We start from the raw sequence: 22,243 nt of genomic DNA on the forward strand, positions 1-22,243 counted from the left end.
TCGGGGGCAGTTGTGGATCGTTCGGATTCGGCATCGCGCTGGCGCAAGCTGGCGCAGGTATTCACTCGTCCCGTGTTGTCCGCGGTCGCGCGGGAGGGGTCGGTGCGACCGATGCATGCACGGATGCGGGCCGCCGGGATGACCGTCACCAAGGGCTCGCCGATTGCGCCGTTGCTGGATGAATGCCTTTTCAACCTCCAGCGCAACTACCGATGCGAGTATGTGTACAAGGCTGCTGTTGGTGATCGCATCGTTTTTGGTCGCCACAGCCCGCGGACGGCAAGCCTGCAGGTCGAATTGCCGGTGGGCCGTTCCATCGTGGATCTTGCTGTCTTCAACGGCACCTCGACGGCTTACGAAATAAAGACCGAGTTCGACTCGGACAAACGCCTTGTTTCTCAAACCCCCGATTACCTCAAGGCCTTCGACCAGGTGTTCGTGGTGACCCATGCCGACATGGCCGAACGGTGCCTGAGCATGCTGGACACGCGGGTGGGCATCTTGGTCCTGAACGATCGGGGCCGATTGACCACGGTGCGTTCGGCGGTAAGTGCGGACGGCCGAATCGACTCCGCCACGCTTTTTCGAATGCTCCGGCGTGCCGAGTATCAAGCAGCTGTCGGCCGCCTCCTGGGGCCCCAACCCGACTTACCCAACGGCCAAGTCCATGCCCACTACAGCCGGCTCTGGGCGACCCTTTCTCCGGAAGAGGCTCACCGTGCTTTTGTAGCGGCCATGCGCGACCGCACCACCCAACCCCACTCGGTGGATTTTTTGACCGCGCTCCCTGCGAGCCTGCGGGTGTTGGGTTACGCAACACCGCTGTCCGCGGTTCAGCGACAGCGCATCTTGAATGTTTTGCATTAAGTAATTAGCCTCTTTTTCAAGACGGCGCGGGACGCGCTGATCGGGAGGTCCGATGTATTTCCCGTTCTTGTACGGCCGCGGCGCGGAGTTGCTGGCCATCCGATCCCTTCTCCGGGATCCGCGCGATCGAAGCGCACTCGTTCCCATCGTCGAACCCGTCAACGCGAACATCGCGCCCTTGCGCCGCTGCTTGGATGCTTGCGAAGAAGCTGGGCAGCCCGTCGTCGTTGTCGTGAACCCCGGCAGGCACCAGCTGGCCAACCCGGGCGAAGCGCGCGGGTGGTTTCGGGAGGCCGTTGAGGGACTGGAGGCCTGCCCGTCTGCGTATCCTGCCTTCCGGACCAACGACCGCACGTCCTTGGCGGCCGCCAACGCTGTTCTCAACGCGTTTCCGGAGAGGGAGGTGGTGCTCATCCACGGCGGCGCGGGTCTCGGCGATCAAGAGCTCCGCCAGGTTGCGCGCGACCCGCGGGTGGCTTGGCACGTCGTGCTCGACGGCACATGTCCGGCGCGGCAACAGGATCTGCTGCCGGGAGGAAAAAAGGTCGTCGTGCGGGATCGCTTCCGGAAACTGGACCGCAACGCCGACTACGCAGGGACCGAGTTCTTCACCGATCAACACCGGACGTTCCCACCCCATGCGGGCTTCGGCGACTACCTGTGCCTGGGTTCTGAATTCAAATCCGGAGGTTCCACCCCGGGTGCCGTGGCGATTCATGGGGTTTTCAAAAACCCTTTGAACGGCGATGTTTGGGTGGAGCACTTCGTCTCGGACGACCGAGATCGCAACGACGGGGACGTAGCGAGCAAGTTCCTTCAAGCTGCGGCGCACTTCGTTCGCGCTGCACGTCGACGTCCGCGTGAGTTCGGAGCCAACCCAGCGTTGAACGCGTACGCGTCCTACGTCCGGCAGAGTCAGTATCCGGGGCTTTCGAAGAACAAAGAGCACCAGATCGTTCATCACATCTGCGTGGTACTGGATCTCCTTTCGGGGGCGTTGTAGCGGCGTGCGGCGTTTTACACATCCTACATTCCTGGCAACGCGAACCAACGCAGGAATGACGGCGGTTGCCGAACGCGCGTGGGAGTACCGTTGAGTTGCATTCGATGCAGCGGCCCGATGAGGCGTGGGGTAGGCAACCCTGCCGACGTTGCCCCGTAGCGAAAATGCATCCGTGCTGCTGCAGCGATTGGTGAAGGGAAGTAGGAGAGTCAGTGAAAGCAGGAGATGTTGTAGTGCTCAACTCGGGCGGTCCGAAAATGACCGTTGTCGGTGCTGGAAGTGAAAAGGTCCGCTGCAAGTGGTTCGACTGTAGGAACGCGGTCCAGATCGGAGCCTTCATCAACGGCTCGGGGCCGGCTGCGTAGCGTGGGCCGTCTGAGATCCCCGCCGCGGGCATGCATCTCGCACGGGTTGACATATATCATGAGTGGATATATATGGTAGCGCATCATGAACTTGCGTGGTTCGTTGACCAATCGGCTGTCTACCGACTCCCGTGCGGCTGGGTCATGGCGGTTCGCGTGGACTGGTGCGACGAGACTCCGGGGCGTCCTCAAGGGATTTCCTACGGCCTGGTCCTCAACGATGAGCTATCGGAGCGCATCTTGGGGTTCGACAACTCCCACCAGTTCGATGGCGCGAGTCCCGGCGACCCATTCGACCACGAACACCGACCGGGCAAGACGGGTCAACGCTTTCGCTACGACTTTGTCTCCGCTCCCCAGTTGTGGGACGACTTTTTGGACAGGGTAGAACAGCATTGCGAGCGGGCCGGTGTGACGTTCGCTTTGGAGATGAAGGATGACCAAGATCATTTCAGGTAAGGACTTTCGTGCCAGGACGCACGCGCGCCGGGACGAGGCCGCCAAGCCGACCAACCGCGAAGACAATTGGCTGGAGGTATTGGGCAGCTCTGCCCAACGTGAGCTTCTTGCTTTAATCGGCAACCTGCACCCGCAAAGCATCGGCGAACTGGCAGACGTTGCGGGAAGGGCACAGCCGAACATCAGTCGCTCGCTGTCGGCTCTTTTGAAAGCGGGCTTGGTTTCGGTGGAGTCCAACGGGCGGACATCGGTGCCGTCGTTGACGGCGTTCGGCCAGCAGAAAGCGGAAGAAATCGGCCTTTTGCTAGTCACCGAGCCCGGGGTTACCGGCAAAAGTGGATCGCCCGATGTGGGCGCGCCGGAAGCGTCTGCGCCGTTTCTCTTTGCGTCGTTTGAAAACAGTACCGATGAGAACCTCGGGCAGCTGAGCATCAACGCACCCATTCACCAAAAGATTGTGGTGGGGCACTCACGCGAGGCCTTGGGCGATGCCTCGCACCGCTTGGTCGATAACTGGTGGCGCATTTGGTATCGCCGGGATGCGCCTTACAGACTCGGGGCGTTTTGCTTGGGCGACAAGGAAGCGACGCTTCATGTGCGATCCAGCGGTCCGCGGGTCGAACGATTTTTGAGATCGCATACCGACGGTTCGATGTTCGCACGCGCGACGGTGGATTGCCTTACCTTCCAAAAGGAAGTGCTTGATGCCGTGGTGCGTCCCACCGTGGCCAAATGTCGGGCTTCGATGAAGCATTTCGACGAAGCATTGTGGGGCAAGCTCGCCCGGTTGGACGACTCGTACGCGCACGCGGCAGAGCGGGAGTTTTGCCGCACCGCAGGCGCGCTCAATCTGTCGGCGTACGATCTGTCGGACGACAGAGCTGAGCGCGTGCGCGGGCTGATTGCTTCGATGCCCGACGAGGATTCCCGGCTTGACTTTGCTTCGGTGGTCCTCATCGATGAAATTGACGAGGCTTCTCGCCTGATTCACGACGGCATACGCCAAGCCGAGGGCCGCAATACGCTTTCGGCTCTCCCGGAGTTTGCATCTGCGGTTCGGAGCAAGCATCCGGGGCTTGCAAACAGCGGGGTGCGGCCGTGGCAAAAAGGGATTTCGGCCGCGAAAGCCCTTCGTAAACATCTGATGCTGGGAGCAGACGCCTGCGTGGGCACCGCATCCGAGCTGGCGGCAAAATGCGGAGCGGCCCACTTCGCTCCGCGGCCGCTTGCCTCTTCGGGCCTTCTTGCGTTCCAGGAACGTGTCAGCGATGGGCCGGTGGTGCTGGTTCGGGAAGACGGGAACGCGCAGTTTTCGGCTTTTGTGTTGGCGCGCGCGGTGGGCGACTACCTTGTTTTCCAAAGTACGAAGTCGTGCGTGGCAGACGCCTACACCGACCGACAAGCCGTGGGACGAGCGTTCGCAGCTGAGTTCATGGCGCCTGCAGAGGGGGTCATCGCCATGATCGACGACGAACGATCTGCAAGTGTCGTGGCGCAGCATTACAAAGTGCCCATCGACGTCATCGAGCACCAGTACAAGAACAACTATGGGGCGCACGAACACGCGTAAGGGCATCGGCAGAGGACGAGTTGCGTCGGGTGCCCGAGCTCCCGACCTTCGAAGTAGCTTTAGCGCTGCGTCGTTTCGTTCCCAATGGTTGGGTTGGGCGACTCGGTATCCACAGCCGGAGGAGTAGCTCATGACCAAACGACTTGTCAGCGGACAGCGGGAGCAAGGCGATTACGCCATCCGCCGTCCCAACTTCGAACGGGCCAGCGACATCCTTCCGAATCAGGAAAAGGCCATCGAACGCGCATGCGCGATGGAGCCGTGTTCGTACCAGAATTGACGGAATCGTGCGCGAAACAGTTGATAGCTCTACCTCGGTCGACCCTTGCCGCCTCTGAAGCTGGCGGCCGAACTTGAGCTGACGATCCCCGCTTTGAGAGCCTTCAGGCTCGCCTGTCAAGCAGCGCGTCGGTCGCAGACCGGGTTCTCGCCATGAAGTCTAGCCTTGTAGTGGGGTTCAACATGGAGAATAGGAGGAGCAGTGAGCAACCTTCTGAAAACAGCACTGCTGGTCATGATTGCGTTTCCGGCGCTCGCCGCATCGCATCACCCTGACACCAAAATGGCCAAGTGGCTGAAGCTCAGCGCGGTGGATCAGTTTGATACCGCGCAGACGTTCGTCAGCAAGCTGCACGCGCTGGATGCGTTACCGGCCACGAAGCGTCGAGCACCCGCTCAGATTGCTCGGGAACTGGTGCTTTGCGCGAAGAATCAGGCCGATGGCCGGGACACGTTCAACAAGGAAGCGACCATCGGCTACTACTTGGCCATTTGTGTAGAACCCTACATGACGCATTAACAGGCCGCCCGCAGGCCTACGGATAAACAGCATTGAAAGCCCATGGGGTTGTGTGCCCGCAGCCGTCGTGGGCCGCTCTCGGAGGACTTGAAGGCGAGCCGGCGGTTGTTGGGCGGTCTATAGTCGTGCGGAGCGCACATCGGAACGCTTCGGACGAATATTTTTGGTAAGAGAGGGGGGGCGCTCCCGCCGGAGAGGTCGTTTGGACGGCAATGCGCTCAAGACCGGATACATGGGTCCGCATAGTCGTACCTGCTTCCGCCTGTGCTGCTTCAGATTGATCCTGAGCGCATTCGAAGCCAGTGCGTCGTAGCCCTTTGGGTTTCAGGGTCGAGGTGTTCCGTGATTTTTCCGTTTCAGCCTTCGGAACAAACCGATCTACAGCTCCGCTTGCGCGAGACGCCAGGAGGTCGCGCCAAGCTGTCGGCGGAAGTAGGTTCGTCGACCTGATCGTGGCCGATTGCGCTTTGAAAACGGTGAGGCAACACTACAACCGCCGTAGGGACAAATCGGAACAAGCGTGGGACTGCCCTATCCGATACTTCCGTTGTCGTCCGCAGCAATCCTGGCTCGGGTTTGCGGGCGAGTTGTTGGCTACGGGTCAAGATCTCGAGGCAGAAAGTTTATCCGATGCGGCCGTGAGCGGTGGCCGCAGGTGTTCAACGACGGATGGACGATGCAGGTCCAACCGATGGATCGAGGGCGTCTTCTGCCATGAACGAGGATGAAATTTTCGCCCTTTACCAAGCGCTGTCCTACGGTGCTCGGGACTTTGGAAGGGACGAAGAACGCCTCACTGCTCTTGCGCCTGAAGCTCGCGCCCGACAACTCGATCCGGCGACGCAACAGAACTGGGCCGCGGCGCTGAGGAACTGCCTCCACGCAATCGCTGAAACGCCGACGTTGCTGGTTCGGGCGTTGTCGATGTGGTTGACCGTGGATGCGGACGTGCCGCTTGCTGCGGCACTGTTGGCGCATGCAAATCGAGAAGCAATGACGTTGGACCATCCGACCGAACTACCGTTGGACGCTGTGTCCATCGATCAAGCCATACTGGTTGCCTACCGGTTGTGCTCCCGACATACGTCGCCTCAGCTTTCGCTGGGATGGCTGCTGAGCATGGCGCGTACGCATCCCAACGACGGGTCGGTTCAGCGGGCGGTCGAGAAGCTGTTGAAACACCTCGCGGACGAGTTTCCGCGTACGACGCTGCAACTTCTTGAGTCGGATGCGTGTGTCTTTCGGAACCTTCCGGCCGTTCAGGCCACCACAACCGTGCTGGTCGAGCAGGCTGCTGCCAGCAGGGCGCGGCCGCGGCTGCGGGAGTTCGCCATGACCGCGTCGATGCGGCTGCAGCACGCGAGCCTCAAACGCGATGAGCAGCGGGACATCGAACGCGGCACCCGTCAACGGTCGGTCATGATGCAAATGGTGCGCTCCCAGCGGGTGAAGTACGCCAGCAGAGTGTCCATCCAGGTAGCCGACCATGACGCCGTTCGCGAGGTGCCGATGGCCATGACGGAAATGCGCCATACCCTCGAGTTGCCGTTGTCGGAGTCGACGGATCCACTTATCGGGTTTTGGGTTCGCAAGAAGCTCGGGCGGGGGCCGGATCGATGAGCCTGCGGTTGGTCCTGAACCACTACCTCGCGGGTCTTCGGGAACGCGACGAACTCGATGTGCTTTTGCCCGAACTGCTGGAGGCGATGGGGCACACGGTGATCAGTCGCCCCCAGGTCGGCGTTGCTCAGGCGGGCGTCGACATCGTCTCCACTTTTGCGGAAGACGGAGCGCACGAGGAGGTTTTCCTGTGGGTTCTGAAGTTCGGAGATGTGGGCCGCCCAGCTCTGGTGGCCGGACCCCAGGCCATCGAGCCGTCGGTGCGGGAGGCTTGTACGGATTTCGCCGAGCATCGTCTTGACGCGGTGCGCCGTGCGTTGCCCAAACGCGTCGTGGTGGTGTCGAACGGCGAGTTGCGTCAGGAGGCGCAAGCGTTGTTTACCGGGTTGGTCGACCAAATCGAGAGGTACCACAGGATCCGGGTTGAGTTCTGGGGAGCCAGCGAGCTCACCCCGCTCATCGAGGAGCATCTCTTCGATGAAGCTCTTTTACTGGGTCCGGCCAAGTCCGATTTACGTGCGGCACTGGCAGGCCTCGAGGACACTGAAGCAGCAGTCCACCGGTTTGTTCGGTTCGTCGATGGTTGTCTCACCGCGCCAGCGGAGGCTGAACTGCGTACACCGGCGGCGCACACGAGGGATTTCCTTCGACGTTGCGCAGCGGCGGCGATGGGCTTCGGCGTGCTGTGCGTTTGGGGGCGTACTGAAAACAACCTCAAGCCCGGCGCCATCGGCGGGGACTACCTCGTTCTCCGGTTGTGGGCCGCCGCCGCTGCTCGAGGACTGGAAGGCGAGCCAGCGTTTGTAGAACGGTTCATGGCTGTGCTGGGCGCGCATCTGGACGGCTTGGATGAATACTTTGGAAAGGTGAGGGAAGTATTGCTCTCGCCACGGGAGCTCGTCGGGTATCGGCCAAACCATGTTTTTTACACGCAGCTGCTGTTCGAAGAGCTCGGACGATTGGCGACGTTTTTGATCGCGCTGCAATACCGCGACGCTCCTGCAGCTCCACGACAGGGAGCACTGGGTTTCCTTCACGAGGTTCTTCGGGCGCACGCTGCGTGGAGGCGTCCGGTGCTCGACGAGCAGAGCATTGATTTGGCGCTCGTGTTCGTGGCGCTGCTCCGGGCCGGTGACGACGCTGCCGTACGCGGCGCGGTGCAGGAATTGCTACGCGTGTTGCGTTGGGTGCTTCGAAAGCAGGAGTTCCTGCCCGTGGATTCGGACTTGCTGGAGGACGCGATCGCCACGCAAATCACCCGCGCGGCCCCGCCTGACGCATTTTTTGAAAACTCCAACTTCGTCCCGATGTTGGGCGCTGTGTCGGCGCTGATCGGGGACGAAGCGCTCTTCACGCAGGTGCGGGAGCTTCAGCCATCGCTGGAGGGCGTCACGCTGGAACGCTGGTGGCCCAGCGCCGCTCTGGAGACCTTCACCGGGTCGGGCCAAAATATGACCGCGGTTGGTGTCTCTCAGACGCTCGATGGCTTTCGCCCGACCGCTGCGGAAGAAGCACGATCGTGCCGGGAACCTCCTGAGCACGCAGCCGCATGCACGGACTTCCGGTGGCACGGTACTCCTGCGGAAATGCTAGTGGCCATTTCGGCGCGGCTGCACCGTCATCCCGTACCCACGTGGTTGCTGTCGCTCGCCGTGGAGGAAGGTGCGAGGCTCAGGGACGCCGAACCAACGACGGGCGGCGAAGTCGGTGCCGGAGTTCCCGCTGCGTAGCGCTGCGCCGCATCGACGCGCGCCGCCGACTTGATGCCGGTCAGCCGCCGTTTTCTAAAACCAGAGCCAGGCTTAGCCGAAGCCGTTTCGCGCTTTCTAGCATTTCGGAGGAAGCGGTATACGTGCGGCAGCCCGGAGCTCGTTGGCGCCGAGGGCTTCCTTACGCTCCGCTTTTTGCTGGAGATGGGCGCAGTAAGCCTCGTAGTTGTCAACGATGGGGTCGGGAGGGGGCGGCCCTTGAGCTACCAACTCTGCGGGCATTCGGCCGGAGGCCCGGAAGCGCTCCCAGATTTCTTCCCGTACTCGCTGAATCTCCTCGGCGGGGGTGATCCCGAATCGTGCGACGAAGTATTCGTAGAAGGTCATAGCGCAATCTTCCGTTGAGCCAAATACATCTGGAAACGTTGCCAGAACGCTTGATCCTGGGGGTAGAACCAAACGTCCACACCCATGCCTCTGCTTTTCCATAAAGCTTGGCCCTGCAGATCAGCCATCAATTCAGACAGGAGCGTGGCGCCTCTCAAATGGGAAGGGAGGCACGGGAGGAGCCAAGAGGGAATCGGTGCCTCATAGCCCAACCTAGGCCAGATGTGGTAGCCGCGCAAGGGGTCGGACGGCAGGCCGGACATGTCCAAGCTGCCGGCGGCGGTCGCTGTAATTTTGTGGACTTTCAGCTTCCTCGCTGTAGTGATCTGAAGGGCGGCTGCACGAACTCCGATACCCTTGTTGGTCCATTCGTTACGCAGTTCCACGTGGTCGTTCTGGATCACCGCTCCCGCGACCGGTCCGCCAAGATAGACCTTGAAAGGTAACGCCAAATACCTGCTGGTTGTCTCCAGAATGACTCCGTAACCTCGCCCACTTCTCCGTACTTTGACCAGACTTTCATCGGGTGCTCCTGCCAGATCTCGGATTTCGATGGTGTTGAGATGTTGCGTCAGAAGTCCGTCCCTATCGTCGACCTGGATACGGCCGGAGAAAAATTCTGCGGTGATCGGGTCCATGGGGGCTCCACATGTGTACGAACAGCATGGGAGCACGATTCTCAGCGAACAACCACATTTATCTTTTGCTCGGATGAAGGGGCGGTGCTCGAGCGTGGTCGTCGAGCTGGGGCGCCAAAAAGCATGCGGTCGCCGGGTTGGAGATGATGAGCCACGGCGTCCATTCGGTCGCGCGCCATCTGCGGGCGCGCCTTACGTCAAGCAGTCTTGCCGTCTTCCGTCGTTTCCATCCGCACGACCGAGGGTAGAGTTGAAGCGGGCTGCAACGCAGCGCACCGTAAGCCCTCGTGGGTTCGCGATGTGCCGTGATTTTCCTGTACTCACAATTTCTACCCAAATTGTGAGTACAACTTAAGAAGCTCAAGCAATTCATGGGGTTGGAATCGTGATGTCACGACTCAGCCCGTCCACCATCACGACTCGTTTCCTGCAGCCGCGGGTCGCCCTGCCCGCGCCGTCGCACCGGTCGCGTCTGTGTCGGCTCCGGTCACAGGGTCGGACGACGTGGCGTCGCTGTGCGGCCGCGATGGAGACGCGACGCTCGGTACCGCATGGCCGTGTTGGCCCTCGCCCTCTTGTAGCGGAAGGGGGCGGAGCGGCGGCTCCGCAAGATTTGGGAAGAGCCGCCGTTCCGGTCGATCGCGATCGGTCACCCACGGCGACGCCGACCGCCTTTCTTCCGCGACTTGGATGTGCGTGTTGGGACGAACACCTTGTGTCGCACGATGGTTGAACCCCAGGGGCTCAGGCACAGGGTTTCCTTCGCCCTGCGGGTGACGCACGGCAACATGGCTGCGGGGCCGTTCCTGGTCCAGATCGTCATCGACGTCGGTGTCGGGTCGTCGGCGATCCTTCGGTCGCACTGCTGGGCGCTGCACAGGATGACGAAGGGAGAATCGGAGCCGTCCTCAAACAGGATCTCGATGGCCTCCAGGCCTTGCACGGTGGTTGCCGCGGAAACCACCACGTGGCGCGCCGTAAGCATCTCGTTCACGGTATGCGCCTTGGTATCGGGCACCAGCAACCGCGCGATGCCGTGGTTCCAGCTGAGGAAGACGAAACCGCCGCGGGCGATGTCCGAATCCCAGAAGTTGGTGGATAGGTCGTGGGGACCGTTGCTCATGATCGTGAACATCGTTGCTCCTGGTGCGGTTGAAAGGGCGGAACTGCGACCCCCACGGCAGCTGCTGGCGCTGCCCTGAAGTGCAGGGGGCCAGAGTTACCGTTTGCGGCTTCAGGTACTGCAGCAGGAAAAGGCGGGGGTTTTTTGACGCAGATCGCCGTGTGTTCGCTTGTTGACAACCAAGACCAAGACCAAGACCACAGCCACAGTGGGTGCGGTGAGTTTTATGGAGGAAAGCGCCCGAGTTAGGTCCGCTCTTCTCCTTGCTGCTTCAGGTGGAAAGAGGTGCACCTGGTTGGTGCGAATTGGAACGCCTCGCTCTGCTCTGGATGCGTGGTTCACGGGGATGTACTCTGCGGCTTACTGCAACAGTGCAGTCCGTGCAGAGTTATCTTTTGCCCCTTCAGGTGCTGCAGCGGGAAAAGGCCCGGGGTTTTTGACGCAGCGAGGTCGCGCGCCGTGGCGGACAGATGGTTGGATCGAACGGTGTTGCTGAAAGCGTTCGCCGGCCGCCGGAGCAACCCGCCTTCGGCTCTGTTGAGAAACCTCGCGTGGATGCGCTACCTGCTCAACGAGCTGCATCGGGTGGAGCGTTGGGCGTGGGGTGATGAAGCGCCGCCGACGGCTTGGACGAACCAACGCGCCCTGGACGCGCAGCGGCTGGGCGAGGTGTTCCGTGCGTCGCCTCGCAGGGTCGTCCCGGACGATCTGAGCCAGCGGCGAGCGTCCCTGCTCGACCGGGTGTTCGCAGGCGTCCTGGGCGGCACGAGTGGAGGCGGTCGCTACTTCGGGGATCGGCTGTACCGCGGCAAGACGCAGCCGAACGAGACCCACCTTGCGTGGTTCGACGACCTCGTGCCGGGTTCGCGCGCCGCGTTCGACCGCGAGCCGCCCGGCATGGATCGGTGGTTCTACGACGCGTTGGATTTCCAGTCGCCCCGGTTCGGCGAGGTTTTCTTGAATCGCGCCGGCGATCCCCAATTCCGCCAGTCCGAATGGACCGACGAAGGAAAGCTCGCACCGGGCGATTCCGGCCAACGCTTTCCGGATGCCGACGTCCCTATGCTGAGCGCGGCGGTGCTGCGGCTCCGCGATGAGCGGTGGCAGCTTTCGGATGCAGACGACGAGTCTCTGGCCAAACTCGCACGGGGTGCCGCTTTTGAAGCCTTGCGGCCGGACTTGGCTTACGACACAGGCTCATCGATGTCGGAGGCGGCCTGTGAGTTGGCTGCTGCTGCAGCGTCAGGCTCGGACCCGGAGCACTGTTCGACCGTAAGTGAGCTCAGGGAGGCTCCCCTCGGCGTGCGGTGGGCGGCCTTGAGCAACACCATCGGCGCTCACCGTCTGGCGGCGATGGTGTATGGGAGCACGGAGACCACCCGATGGTGCTTCCGGGCGGCTCGAGGGGCCATCCAGGCGGACATCGACAGGCTGCAGCCAATGCTCTTCTGCACGGTGGCGGGTCGAACCGGTCCGCTTGATGCCGCCCTCAACGCGGTGGATGCCTTGCGTGCGTGACGTCGAGCGTCGGTGCGACCGGTACACCCGGGCGGGGCTCGCGGTTTCCGCTCGCGTGGTGGCGAGGCCCCCTGCCGGTCTGGTCAGCCAAGCCGCAGCTAGCACGATCGCGCTGCAAGCGTGCTCGCACCCAGCGTGGCGCTTGAGCCCTTGGCTCTCACTCGTAGCCCACTACGCGGGCTTTCAGTGGGCCTCCTCGCGGACCGGAAACGGCGCCGGCCGCCGAATCGGGCATCCTCGGTGCCGCTGAGGACATTCTGCTCCGCCGGTTCGACCGGCAGGTCGGCGCGCCGGAAGCCGACCGACGCAGCCGATTTTTTGCGCGTGCGCATCGGGCAGTATTGCTAACCTTCGGGCTACCAGCGCGGTTGCTCGAAATCGTTGAAAAAGATGATTTCGGATTGATCCAGGCATTGCACAGCTACGTTACCGATGTTGCTAGCACCGACGGTGCCGCTGCCATTTTGCACCGTGCAGTATTGCCCTGTCGGTTGGGTCGCGATGCTCGCGCTGAAGCTAGCCCCTGAGGGCAATGCACTAGGGAACGTAAACGGACCGTTGTTGGCGACGACGAACGATGATCCGGAATTCAGTTGCAGCGCTACGGTGTTGCCACTTGCTAGGCCACTGACCGTCCCACCCACGGAATACGTGATGCAAGCCGAGACTTGCACGGTCCGATTGAGGCTGTTCCAGCCGCGCGTCGCATCCCAAAGTCCAACGTTTGCGGTTTGAATGGAATATTGTGGAACCGCTGCAAGGTCCGGATGGCCGTCGGGCATGAACAGGTGCAGCGCGTAGGCCCCCGGCACCACATTGGGGAGCTGATTCCCAAGCGTTACGACGATCTCACCACTATCAGCAACGGGCAGCCAGCGGCGCGGATCGTGCGTTGGCGAGTTTTGCTGCAGCAGATCGACGAATGTCGCAGCACCGCCGTTGGTGGGTGCCAACACCAACTTTAGTCCTCGCGGATTGAAGGGCGAAGCGAAGCCGGAATTCCGGAGCGTGACAGAAGCGTTCCAGCCGCAAACTCCTACTTGGGCAGCCGTGGGAATGCTCGAGCGAATAAGTTCGATGCGATAGCCCAGTTGTTTCTTGAAGTCGGCGTAACAGTTGCTGCCCTGGTGCCACAGCCCGTTGGGTGGAAGAACGAGTGGGTCAAAGTATCGAGTGTTGAGCAGCGACCAGCGTTGCGTTTGCATTGCAATTCCTGCGTTAGCGCAGCTTGTCAAGTTTGCACAGTTTTCTCCTGGGCCGCAGACCTCCCAAGGAAAAACCTCGAACAATCCGCATGTCTCTCCTGACTGCGGAAGAAATCTGTTCTCTGCAGAAAGGTACGCTTTCTCGTCAGCGCGGAGCGCGAAATCCTGCTCCGCGAACGTTCCGCTGTCTGCGACGGACCTGAGAAAGCAGTCGTTGTGGTGGCCGACACGCGCAGCAGGTGTGCCGTCAAATCCGGACGAAATCGCCGCAGCTCCGAACATCGCGCGCTTGTAGCGTGGCGTCCGCACATCCACCGCTCGATCAGCCGGCAGCGCAGTCAGCCACGCGTTCACCACCGCAGTGCGCAAGTCCTGGGTTCCCGGCGGCTCCGGGAATCCGGCATACCACTCACCGTAGGCGCCCAGCATGCCAGCATCAATGTGGGTGATGAGTTCTGAGTTTTCGGTCAGTAACGGGCCAAGCTGATTGATGTGCGAGATAATCCGTGCTATCGGAACGGTTGGAACGGTTCCCTCGAAATCGTAAGCAAAGCGCAGATACAGCTTGACGTTCAGCGCGCGTGCGTCGGCGAAATCGGTTCTGATGTTCTGAAGGAAAGCGGCCGGCAAGAGATCAGTATTGGTGTAATTTTTCAGACTCATTAAGCGTTGCACGACGCTTATTTTTCGACTGGAAAGCGGGCCAAACTGCGTCAGATTTAGATTTTGACTCAAGCGGGTATACGGTGTGCTCGGAGTTTGGGCACCAAGATAGGCATAGGTTGGCTCGTAGAAGCCGCGCTCGGGATTGTTGATGTCGGCCGAGCTCACCGAATAGTTTTGTTGCTGGGCCGTTGCCAACGGCGACAATGCAGTCAGCAAGGCAATCGCCAGTACGTATTTCACGTAATAAGACATTGATGCGTACCCCGATAATTTACATCTACACTTAAAAAATGTTGAGCGCAATGAGGGGCGATTGCGTGTGTCGTCCGCAACCAGCGCTGCCGACTGACAGCGCAGGCTCTCGCCCGACGATCGTAGTGGCCTAGCCGGTTCGGGTCACTCCGGACAACACCTTGGCGCCATCGTGCTACAAGCGCGCTCGCACCAAGGGGAATGGCGGCCAGCGAGAACGCCGCCGGCGATATGGCCGCTGGCGGGACCGTCCGACCTGTGCGCACCGGCGTTTTGGTTTCAACCGCCCGTACGGTGTTTGCGCACGTCCGATTCAGCCTCGCCTACGACGCGGTAGAGCTTCCCGGCTAACCGCCCAGAACCTCGCGCGCTCGCGTGGATTCCATCGGCCCAATTTCGCCGGAGGCAGCGGGCGGCTAGCACGGCACCAGACGCCATTCGCAGATGCGCTCGCCGCCGATGTTAATGCTAGTAGCGGAAGCCCAGCGCCGCTCTCCACAATTTTTCGTTCTCGCCCGTGATGCCGTCGCGGCCGGTGGTGTAGGACAGATCAATACCGACGAGCTTGGCCTTGTCGAACGTGTAGGAGAACACGGAGGAGAACTGGCCGATCGAGCGGTAGGGGCCGCTGAGCGCGTAGAACCATGTCTCTTTCGTGGTCCACGTCCAAGGGTAATTCTCACCACCCCCACTCATAGAAAAGCCCACTTGGCCGCCCAGCCGTTCGTAGTCTCGGCTTTCTTCGGGCTTGAGCAGGCCGCGGTCGGTGTAGTTGCCATGGTTGAAGCGAACGTCCAGCAGGACCTGGTACTGAACGTCGCCGCCAGGATTGATGGGGGCGTTGATTCGCTGAGGGAGTAGGGGTTTCCACATCAGCGATGTCGTGAACAGACGACTGTCTTTGCTTACATCCCACAGTTCCTGCGGCCGGATGCTCCACCAGTAGCCCATGGACTTGGACCACGCCGTTCCTTCGAAGGCGATGCCCACTTCGCGCTCGTTCTTGTCAACTTTGGGCAGCGATTTTTCCGCCTTGGTGATGTTGCTGCGTATACCCCAGTAGGGAACCAGCTCCATTCGGCCCGACCAGCCCTTCAGCGGGACCAGGGGACGGTCGCCGACGGGGATGGCAACACCTACCACGCCGGAGACAACCCGGGTCCGTTTGCCTTTGCCGTCGTCCTGGGTCAGCGACAGCGTTGCCTTCTCGACCGGTGAGAACGCGTCTGCGCCTTGAGGTTGTCGATTGCGGTCGATGTAGAGGTCGTCCGCTTTCCCGCGAACCCGGAACGACAGCGCGCCCAGCCCGGATCCACGCTCCGTTTTGTCCACCACCGCAGGCGGCGGAGGTGTTTCGGGCGGCTTGCACCCGATTTCCGGGCTGGCCAAGGCGAACACTTCGCTTGGCGATTTGCCCTCCATGGTTTTTTCGATCGTGAAAGGCGGGAGCAGTCCAATGCTCAGGGTGACGAAGCGCATTCGTGCACTGTTCAATTTTCCACTTTCCTTCTCGCACAACGCGCGTAGACCGGCGGGAAGCGACGCTTCCTCGCAGAGCTTTGGGCCGAGTTCGATGACGTAAGCGGCAGCGTTGAGAGCCCATTCGGGGTGAGCACCGCCCGCCCATGCGATCAGCAGCGGGTTCACCTCCGCGTCCTCGAGCATGCCGGTTGCGAGAAGCGGCTTGCTGGCAACTTCCTTCTCGCAGATGAGCTTGGGATTGATCTCAGCTGCCGCATCCATGCTTAGGCCGACGATCAGGGTTGCAAAAAAAATGCGCGTGATTCGAGTCATATCAGCTCCCCTAAAGAATCACGACCGTTGCTACTCAATGTTCGTGCTGATGTCCGCCGCGGTGTCGAATCCGTTGCGTGTGAAGTTGCGCTGGTAGAGGTCCAGGCCTCCAATCTTTTTAGCCGGGTCAAACCGGTAGGGCGGAACCGAGTTTGCGAGATCGTCCCGAACGCCAGCGATAAAGATCTCGAAGGAGAGAAGGTCCATGCCGTAGTCTTTCTTGAACGTTCCGTTCAGGGCGACTTTTTCGAAGACATGGGGCCAGCCCTTTTTGAGGCGGGTCGCCATGCTGGAAAGGATCGCCTTGTCTTGCGCGAACTGCTCCTCCCACGTCAGCGTCGAGGCAGGCACTGCGGCCGTATCAGCCGTGAGCGCATGAACAGTTGCCAGAACATGAAGCATGGAAAAGACGCCGCCACTGTTCACGGCGGTGTTGGCTGCAACTAGGTGGCTAGTGGAAGCAGTCATTTCCGTTGACTTTTTCGTCGAAGCACGGCCGGACTTGCTGCTCGCGGTCTTTTTCGTACGTGCGGCTGGTTTGGCGGTGGATGCAGTATTTTGATGATTTGGCTTGCGCGGCATGATGGACTCCATCGGTATGCGGAACGAATTCGCGTGTCGGCTTCGGCAGCCAATCGGTCGGATTTGAAAAGTCTTCCGAAGAAAACAGTGGCGTTGAGCCGTCACTCCTCTCACCCTCTGACTATTTGCCGATGCATCCTCGTCAGGCTGATCCGCCAAGCTTGTTCAGCAAGGTCAGCGCGCCGGATTCTGGACGAAATCGGTTTGCGGCCCGCGCCGCGTTGCTCGAAAGCCTGCAGGCGGGCGGCTAGGTTTTTCGGCGCAAACATGCTTTCGATCGCTCTCAGCGGTCAACACCGCATCGACGAATTCGCCGGCGAGTTGTTCGTCGTAGCCCGTTTTGGCGCCACGCTGGCCAATGCGGCAGCGCGGCGCCAGCACGAAAAGAGTGGAAACGCGGTCAAGCGGACCTGCATTGAATGCGGATGTAACTGGATGCCGCGCACGCTGCAGCGCGGCCGAGTGCCCCGGATGGTAGCGGGCGCCCGGCGGCTCGATCTGAGCCGGCCTGGAGCGAGCAGCGCCTCGTCCAGATGAGCGCTGCTCGCTCGTCTACTTCTCTGCAATTGCGCTAAGACGGATCTTCGCGAATTCCAGCCCTAGCACGAGGCGCTGCTTGTTCGCGTCGTCCAAGCGTTGGACGGCTACCGGATCAACGTGCTCGTTGCCGATTTGCGCGAGAAACCGTTCGACAGTGTCCGGACTGGCGCTTACCACGCCACCAAGCAGGATGCGCTCGAGCGTGTCGGCAACGACGCGCTGTTCGCCCATGCGCTTGCCGATACTCTCCCACAGGTACGACAGTGCATCCTTATCCTGACTGTTTCCCAGCAGCTGGATTACTCGGGCGCCGTCTTCCCCCGTTTCGCGTATGTATTCGACGACCGACTGGAACACTTTCTGACGGCCGGCCGCGCCCATGAGCCAGTTGGCGACGTTGATCGCATACTGCTCAACATGCAACCAAGCCGGCGTGAAGCGCAGGCGCACGGCGTTCTCGTCCGTCCAGTGGTGAAAAGTCGAGTCGACCACGATGTTGCCCCAAGGCGAGTCCGCTGGAGCTTCGTACGCCGACACGACGGGGTACGAGGCGCAGTCGATCGGGTTGTTTTCGCTGTTGAAGACGGAGCAAGCCGAGCGCGCAACGATGCGCGGCATCGGTCCTGAACGGTATTCGGCTGCCAATGCAGCCAGCTCACTGCCTACCGAAGCAGCGTAATCGTGGAGCTTGCCTTCGTGCGCGTGGTCCGGCAAAAACCGGATCGCCGTCTTCCGGCTGCCCTTGACTGGCAGCTGCAGCAGTTCATGTGGGGAGCTGTTGGGCTCATGGAGCACCCAGATGGGCTTCGGCAGGGCATCGAAGTCATCTCGGTCCTCGCGTCCGTCTGCGGCGTGTTGCCCGCGGCTGTACAGATCGCGGTCCGCCGATCGAATGGTCGATTCGATGTTCATCGGGCGTTGCTCTGTCGGCGCCCGCACGCCGCTCCACGTGCGCATGTTCGCTGCCCTCGGGGGAAGCTCCCCGCACAGACCGGAACCGATCGCTACGTGGTCGCCGGTAGCGAAGACGCCGACCCCCATGTCCATGCGCACCTGGATCAGCGCGGATTCCTCTCGCGTGAGTTTTACCGTCGGTTCTTGACCGTCGCACAACGCTGTGCCGAAGAACCAGAGTTCATCGGCGTTACCGATCAGGTCTTCGTTGATCAAACCGGGGCGGTACACGTGCACATCGACCTGGAAACGGTAGCCGAACCCGCGCCAGTTGCGCACAGTATCGAGCAGCGCGTTGAACGAGTACTCACCGTCCGCTGCGTTCGGTTCGATGAACACGACGATGTTGACCGGTGTCAGCCGGTCCTCCGGATAAAAAATCATGGAAATTCCCCTCAAGGCTGAAAGCCAAAACCTCAGGTCGATGCGGTAAGCCACGCCGATCCCTTAGGGGCGTTTGCCATCCCACTGGCCGGTGCTGCTTTCGGACGCTCCCTTGCGAGTAGTAAGGCCGGAGATCGTTTCATCGCCGCCGGCGATTTTCAGCTCGGCTCTGATCGTGTAACGGGCTCCGTCCGTGAACGTGCCGGAGACTTCATCGCCGGCAGCATTGAGATCGAGGTCCCCGCTGAACTCGACCATTCCGCCCCGGATGCACGTGTAACGCGCTCTGCGTGGGTTGACCGGGGGATTCCGCTCCTCGATCCTGACCAGATCGTCGACTTGTTCCACGACTCCATCGGGAGTCGGTTCCACGACTCCATCGTCAACCGCGACCGAACTGCTGATCTTCCATTCGCCAAGAATGCTCATGGTCTTCTCATCGCTGAATCGCCGCATAAGCGCGGCAATTTCAGAGTGCATGGGCAATGGGCTTCCTCTCACCCCCCTGTGCGAAGGACGGAATACCCTGCCCAATTGCGCATGTGGCGCGTTCCACCGCTGCGCAATGCCTCGCGCTGCGCTCGCGCAACGGCCTCGCCAAGATCGACCGGGGACCTGTCGAGTTCCGAATACACCTGCTCGGCGAAGCGCGCCGCTCGGCTGTCGTCGATAGGCCACGACGCAGCGATCACGGCGCTAGCGCCCACCTGCAGGAAGAGGCTGGCCAGCGACGTAGGCGGCTGCGTTTCGAACAGCCGTCCCGATAATCCTTCGCAGACGTTGACGAACACCACCGTGGGCGGACGATCGCCGAACTGCAACGAGTGGCCGGTCACGAACGTGAAACTGCCGGGCACCGACGCAGGCAACGCGAGTGCGGCCGCGTAAGGATGCATGCCGCTGGCAATACCATGTCCGGCCACGTGCAGCATCCATTGCGCAGTGCTTGAAGGCGACGCCACCGCGCGGGGATCTCCACTGAAAACGCGACGGCCGCCGAGCACGCGTTTCATCGATCGCATTTCCACCGACACGGCCGGCAAGTCGGCCAGAACGATGCCAGAGCGGAAGATGGGATCTCCTCCTTGCTGTGCAACTTCGAACCTGCCACCGGCCTCACTCCCCCAGACCACCACCGGGAACTCCGGAGCCAGACCGGCCGGCAGTAACTGCGAGGGGAGCGACGGGGGCCTGCTCAGCAGCTCGATGCTGCTGTGCTCAACCCAGAGTTCGCCGTCGGGTTTGCGCAGCGCCGCAAACGGGATCAGGTAGGACGGCCCGTCCGGCACGATCAGCACGCGCCGGCTGTGCCCCACGGCTATAAGCAGCGGGGCCAGAACCGTCGACAGCTGTTCGAACGACGATCGGTCCTGCCGGCTCACGACGTCCTTGATCGGTGCAATCAGTTCAGCCCGTCCCGGCAGCGTGACCCAGCGCGTCGCCGTCGCTGTGCTCACCCAGGCGCCACTCGCTCGCGCGCCAAGGCTCAGGCCCACGACCACATCGTCGGGCCCCAGTGACGCCCTTATCTCGGCCAGTCCAAGCGCTGGACGCGCCGATTCGGCACCGTGTGCCCGCCGCGCATCGAGCTGCGACTCGATCACCTCAACGCGCTGGGCGATGCCCGTCAGCACATCAGGCGGTGTTGTTCTTGCTACCGAGCTGCCCGTGTTCTGCTTGCCCGACAGCTGCATGACCTTGGCGCGTAGCTCGTCGAGCAGTTCAACTTCGCCCGCAGCGACCGGGGCCTTCGCCGTTGCATCCGGGGCGCGGGCGTACTTCCATTTGAGCGTCCAGGCCTGTTGCAGGGCTGCATCCCTGACCACATCGCGGCCAAGGAGAATCTCCATGGCCTCGTCCAGCAGCTCGATGCGGCGGTCGTAAAGGTTGGCCGCAAGCACAGGACTGCTGGGTACACGCTCTCCGCGCTGCAGTTCGCCGAGCGCGCGTTCGATTTCAGTCAATGCCGCGTCGTCGTCGCCGGCGCGGCGTGCGATGCGTGCCAGGAGCAGGCGTGCGGCCGACAAACCGTCAATCTCGCGCGTCTGGCTGCGCCATTCGATGGCTTGCTGCGCGTAATGGCGGGCCTGCACCAGATCACCCGTTCGCAGCGCCACGCGGCCTCGAAGCGTCGCTACGCGCGCCTGGTACGAGCGTCCGGCGTTGATCTTGAGCTGCGCTTCGCACGCAGCAAGTGCGGCATCGCGACCGGCGGTGTCGCCGAGCGCATCAAGACGTTCGGCCAGCAGCATCCACTCCTGTCCTGCCACGCCGTTGCGTCCGATCTCGACGTAGTACTCGGCGACTTCCCGGTGCGCCGCCGCCGCGGCTCGGTCATCGGTTTCGATCAGTGCCAGGGCCGATCGCGCGCGCGCTATGGCACCGCGATCTCCGCTCTCTTGGGCAACTCGGACTGCCTGTTCGAGGTATTCGCGCGCTCGTGCCGGCTCGCGCAGTTCGCTGTAGATCAGTCCGCGTAAATTGAGCACATAAACCGTGCGCAGGCGGTCGCCCAGCGCCTCGAAGATCTGCTGCGCTTCGAGGCTGTGTTCCAGCGCATCGGGCCAGGCACCGATCTTCGATTCGTAGTTGGCGAGATTGAGCAGTACCAGCCCCACGTTGCTGCGGTCCTTGCTGCCCCGGCGCAGTTCCAGAGCTGCGCGGTAGTTCTTGAGCGCCAGGTTCGGTTCACCCAGCGTATCGGCCGCCGCCGCTAGATTCAGCATGGGCGCTGCTACATGGTTGGGCGCATACGTCCTGAATTCCGGAATCACCGCGATATAACAATCCCGAGCTGCAGCCAGCTTGCCGTAGCTGTGCAGGACCAGGCAGCGGTTGTTCTTGGCCGAAACCCATTCGTAAGGGTCTTTGCGATCGCGGCCGTAGCGCACGGCGTCGGCGAAGGCCCGATCGGCTTCGTCGAGGCGATCGAGCTCGCGCAACGATAGGCCCTTGCCGTTGTTCGCACGGGTCAGCCATTCGGTGTGGCTCTGCGGATCGAGGCCGCGCATGAGCGTGTCGTAGGCTGCAAGCGCTTCCTCGTGCTTGTCCATTCGACGTAACAACACGGCGTTCCCGAACTGCAGAAAGCGCAGCTCTTCGGTGCTGCCGCGCGCCGCAACGACGCGCTCAACTTCGCGCAGCTTCGCGAGTGCACGCGCCAAGCTTGCCGCGTCGTCTGCACCGCTGTCGTAGTACGCCTGAGCCCACTGTTCCCAGATCACCCGAGGCCAACGTTTACCTTCGTCGCTTTCGAGCGCGAACGCGCGCGCGCGATAGTCCAGCGTCGGCGCACCCAAACTGCGTGCGCGCACCGTCAGCAGGCAGCGCTCTGCGACGACCACGATTTCTGAAGACCACGGTCCTGAGGGCGAGTTGCGATCGTGCGCGTCCTTGTCGCAGCGCACAACAACGTCGATGCCCCGCTGCTCGACCACGACCACCAACGGTCCGGCCGCTGCATCGATGAGGAGTCGGTCTTCACTGTCGCCTGGCACGCTACGCGCAACGCGACTGCCGGCGCTCAGTACGGGGTGTTCGGCTGCCTCGGCGAACGTCGTCAGCACCGGCATTATAGTAAACACCAGCAACGCCAACGCCATTGCAGCGCGCGCCAGCGGCGACGCCTCAGGGCACGCCTCGCTTCTGCTTATCGCCATCGACGCCCCCTCGGACAGCCAGTCAGTCTGGACTGGCACGGACTGGTGTACTTTGGCACAAGAAGATCGGGTGTCGTAGACGATCGTTCCTAAAGCGTACGCGGCCTACCGTCCGGCTTTGTCTGCAGAGCACCCGAACGCCGCGGGCT

The 22,243-nt window shown here is 61.7% G+C and carries 20 protein-coding genes; 11 read left to right on the forward strand and 9 right to left on the reverse strand.

The window, feature by feature from the left end; all coding sequences use genetic code 11:
- Positions 1–12 precede the first annotated feature (12 nt).
- From DFR29_RS07150 to DFR29_RS07190, 9 genes are all read left to right on the forward strand, one after another.
- Positions 13–867 (forward strand): sce7726 family protein, encoded by an 855-nt coding sequence (locus tag DFR29_RS07150; RefSeq protein WP_133817898.1) that lies wholly within the window; start codon positions 13–15, stop codon positions 865–867.
- Positions 868–919: 52 nt separating this feature from the next.
- Positions 920–1,870 (forward strand): sce7725 family protein, encoded by a 951-nt coding sequence (locus DFR29_RS07155; protein ID WP_133817899.1) that lies wholly within the window; start codon positions 920–922, stop codon positions 1,868–1,870.
- Between the two features lie 212 nt (positions 1,871–2,082).
- Positions 2,083–2,235 (forward strand): DUF2158 domain-containing protein, encoded by a 153-nt coding sequence (locus DFR29_RS30480; RefSeq protein WP_133817900.1) that lies wholly within the window; start codon positions 2,083–2,085, stop codon positions 2,233–2,235.
- A 144-nt stretch (positions 2,236–2,379) separates the two neighbouring features.
- Positions 2,380–2,694: a toxin-antitoxin system TumE family protein gene (locus DFR29_RS07165; RefSeq protein WP_133817901.1), complete on the forward strand. Its 315-nt coding sequence runs from the start codon at positions 2,380–2,382 to the stop codon at positions 2,692–2,694.
- Complete coding sequence (locus DFR29_RS07170) at positions 2,672–4,264, forward strand: HVO_A0114 family putative DNA-binding protein (RefSeq protein ID WP_133817902.1); 1,593 nt, start codon at positions 2,672–2,674, stop codon at positions 4,262–4,264. Before DFR29_RS07165 ends, DFR29_RS07170 begins: the two co-directional genes overlap by 23 nt.
- 130 nt (positions 4,265–4,394) lie before the next feature.
- Complete coding sequence (locus DFR29_RS07175) at positions 4,395–4,544, forward strand: DUF2188 domain-containing protein (protein ID WP_133817903.1); 150 nt, start codon at positions 4,395–4,397, stop codon at positions 4,542–4,544.
- A 201-nt stretch (positions 4,545–4,745) separates the two neighbouring features.
- A complete protein-coding gene (locus tag DFR29_RS07180; protein ID WP_133817904.1) occupies positions 4,746–5,063 on the forward strand; it encodes a hypothetical protein in 318 nt (105 codons plus the stop codon).
- Positions 5,064–5,777: 714 nt separating this feature from the next.
- Complete coding sequence (locus DFR29_RS07185) at positions 5,778–6,683, forward strand: hypothetical protein (protein ID WP_133817905.1); 906 nt, start codon at positions 5,778–5,780, stop codon at positions 6,681–6,683.
- Positions 6,680–8,413 (forward strand): hypothetical protein, encoded by a 1,734-nt coding sequence (locus tag DFR29_RS07190; RefSeq protein ID WP_133817906.1) that lies wholly within the window; start codon positions 6,680–6,682, stop codon positions 8,411–8,413. Before DFR29_RS07185 ends, DFR29_RS07190 begins: the two co-directional genes overlap by 4 nt.
- 96 nt (positions 8,414–8,509) lie before the next feature.
- Here the strand turns inward: DFR29_RS07190 and DFR29_RS07195 are convergent, their stop codons facing one another.
- The 3 genes from DFR29_RS07195 to DFR29_RS07205 form a co-directional block, all read right to left on the reverse strand.
- Positions 8,510–8,779 (reverse strand): hypothetical protein, encoded by a 270-nt coding sequence (locus DFR29_RS07195; protein WP_133817907.1) that lies wholly within the window; start codon positions 8,777–8,779, stop codon positions 8,510–8,512.
- Positions 8,776–9,417, reverse strand: coding sequence for a hypothetical protein (locus tag DFR29_RS07200; protein WP_133817908.1), 642 nt, complete (start codon positions 9,415–9,417; stop codon positions 8,776–8,778). Before DFR29_RS07200 ends, DFR29_RS07195 begins: the two co-directional genes overlap by 4 nt.
- Before the next feature lie 649 nt (positions 9,418–10,066).
- Positions 10,067–10,552, reverse strand: coding sequence for a hypothetical protein (locus tag DFR29_RS07205; protein ID WP_133817909.1), 486 nt, complete (start codon positions 10,550–10,552; stop codon positions 10,067–10,069).
- 474 nt (positions 10,553–11,026) lie between these two features.
- On the opposite strand from DFR29_RS07205, the gene DFR29_RS07210 reads away from it, so the two are divergent.
- Positions 11,027–12,058 carry a hypothetical protein gene (locus tag DFR29_RS07210; protein WP_133817910.1) on the forward strand — a complete coding sequence of 344 codons (1,032 nt, stop codon included), beginning with the start codon at positions 11,027–11,029 and terminating at the stop codon, positions 12,056–12,058.
- 356 nt (positions 12,059–12,414) lie between these two features.
- Here the strand turns inward: DFR29_RS07210 and DFR29_RS07215 are convergent, their stop codons facing one another.
- From DFR29_RS07215 to DFR29_RS07225, 3 genes are all read right to left on the reverse strand, one after another.
- Positions 12,415–14,181, reverse strand: coding sequence for a DUF4832 domain-containing protein (locus tag DFR29_RS07215; protein ID WP_133817911.1), 1,767 nt, complete (start codon positions 14,179–14,181; stop codon positions 12,415–12,417).
- 468 nt (positions 14,182–14,649) lie between these two features.
- A complete protein-coding gene (locus DFR29_RS07220; RefSeq protein ID WP_133817912.1) occupies positions 14,650–15,975 on the reverse strand; it encodes a hypothetical protein in 1,326 nt (441 codons plus the stop codon).
- Between the two features lie 30 nt (positions 15,976–16,005).
- The gene (locus tag DFR29_RS07225) at positions 16,006–16,557 is read right to left on the reverse strand and encodes a hypothetical protein (RefSeq protein ID WP_133817913.1); all 552 of its coding nucleotides are present in this window, start codon (positions 16,555–16,557) and stop codon (positions 16,006–16,008) included.
- 267 nt (positions 16,558–16,824) lie between these two features.
- On the opposite strand from DFR29_RS07225, the gene DFR29_RS07230 reads away from it, so the two are divergent.
- Positions 16,825–17,094 carry a hypothetical protein gene (locus DFR29_RS07230; RefSeq protein ID WP_133817914.1) on the forward strand — a complete coding sequence of 90 codons (270 nt, stop codon included), beginning with the start codon at positions 16,825–16,827 and terminating at the stop codon, positions 17,092–17,094.
- Between the two features lie 15 nt (positions 17,095–17,109).
- Here the strand turns inward: DFR29_RS07230 and DFR29_RS07235 are convergent, their stop codons facing one another.
- The 3 genes from DFR29_RS07235 to DFR29_RS07245 all read right to left on the reverse strand — a co-directional run bounded on the left by DFR29_RS07235 (position 17,110) and on the right by DFR29_RS07245 (position 22,037).
- The gene (locus tag DFR29_RS07235; RefSeq protein ID WP_133817915.1) at positions 17,110–18,435 is read right to left on the reverse strand and encodes a hypothetical protein; all 1,326 of its coding nucleotides are present in this window, start codon (positions 18,433–18,435) and stop codon (positions 17,110–17,112) included.
- A gap of 63 nt (positions 18,436–18,498) precedes the next feature.
- Positions 18,499–18,915 (reverse strand): hypothetical protein, encoded by a 417-nt coding sequence (locus DFR29_RS07240; protein ID WP_133817916.1) that lies wholly within the window; start codon positions 18,913–18,915, stop codon positions 18,499–18,501.
- Positions 18,916–18,932: 17 nt separating this feature from the next.
- Entirely contained in the window at positions 18,933–22,037 is a 3,105-nt protein-coding gene (locus DFR29_RS07245) for a CHAT domain-containing protein (RefSeq protein ID WP_166653937.1), read from the reverse strand.
- Between the last annotated feature and the right edge of the window lie 206 nt (positions 22,038–22,243).

Origin of the sequence: Tahibacter aquaticus, from assembly GCF_004363655.1 — a bacterium.
GTDB lineage: Bacteria > Pseudomonadota > Gammaproteobacteria > Xanthomonadales > Rhodanobacteraceae > Tahibacter > Tahibacter aquaticus.

What these genes read in the sequence shown, in the direction of transcription:
- DFR29_RS07155 (WP_133817899.1), top strand. Translation starts at nt 920, where the DNA reads ATGTATTTCCCGTTCTTGTACGGCCGCGGCGCGGAGTTGCTGGCCATC.
- DFR29_RS07165 (WP_133817901.1), top strand. Translation starts at nt 2,380, where the DNA reads ATGGCGGTTCGCGTGGACTGGTGCGACGAGACTCCGGGGCGTCCTCAA.
- DFR29_RS07170 (WP_133817902.1), top strand. Translation starts at nt 2,672, where the DNA reads ATGACCAAGATCATTTCAGGTAAGGACTTTCGTGCCAGGACGCACGCG.
- DFR29_RS07175 (WP_133817903.1), top strand. Translation starts at nt 4,395, where the DNA reads ATGACCAAACGACTTGTCAGCGGACAGCGGGAGCAAGGCGATTACGCC.
- DFR29_RS07185 (WP_133817905.1), top strand. Translation starts at nt 5,778, where the DNA reads ATGAACGAGGATGAAATTTTCGCCCTTTACCAAGCGCTGTCCTACGGT.
- DFR29_RS07190 (WP_133817906.1), top strand. Translation starts at nt 6,680, where the DNA reads ATGAGCCTGCGGTTGGTCCTGAACCACTACCTCGCGGGTCTTCGGGAA.
- DFR29_RS07195 (WP_133817907.1), bottom strand. Translation starts at nt 8,779, where the DNA reads ATGACCTTCTACGAATACTTCGTCGCACGATTCGGGATCACCCCCGCC.
- DFR29_RS07200 (WP_133817908.1), bottom strand. Translation starts at nt 9,417, where the DNA reads ATGGACCCGATCACCGCAGAATTTTTCTCCGGCCGTATCCAGGTCGAC.
- DFR29_RS07205 (WP_133817909.1), bottom strand. Translation starts at nt 10,552, where the DNA reads ATGTTCACGATCATGAGCAACGGTCCCCACGACCTATCCACCAACTTC.
- DFR29_RS07215 (WP_133817911.1), bottom strand. Translation starts at nt 14,181, where the DNA reads ATGTCTTATTACGTGAAATACGTACTGGCGATTGCCTTGCTGACTGCA.
- DFR29_RS07220 (WP_133817912.1), bottom strand. Translation starts at nt 15,975, where the DNA reads ATGACTCGAATCACGCGCATTTTTTTTGCAACCCTGATCGTCGGCCTA.
- DFR29_RS07225 (WP_133817913.1), bottom strand. Translation starts at nt 16,557, where the DNA reads ATGCCGCGCAAGCCAAATCATCAAAATACTGCATCCACCGCCAAACCA.
- DFR29_RS07230 (WP_133817914.1), top strand. Translation starts at nt 16,825, where the DNA reads ATGCTTTCGATCGCTCTCAGCGGTCAACACCGCATCGACGAATTCGCC.
- DFR29_RS07235 (WP_133817915.1), bottom strand. Translation starts at nt 18,435, where the DNA reads ATGATTTTTTATCCGGAGGACCGGCTGACACCGGTCAACATCGTCGTG.
- DFR29_RS07240 (WP_133817916.1), bottom strand. Translation starts at nt 18,915, where the DNA reads ATGCACTCTGAAATTGCCGCGCTTATGCGGCGATTCAGCGATGAGAAG.
- DFR29_RS07245 (WP_166653937.1), bottom strand. Translation starts at nt 22,037, where the DNA reads ATGGCGTTGGCGTTGCTGGTGTTTACTATAATGCCGGTGCTGACGACG.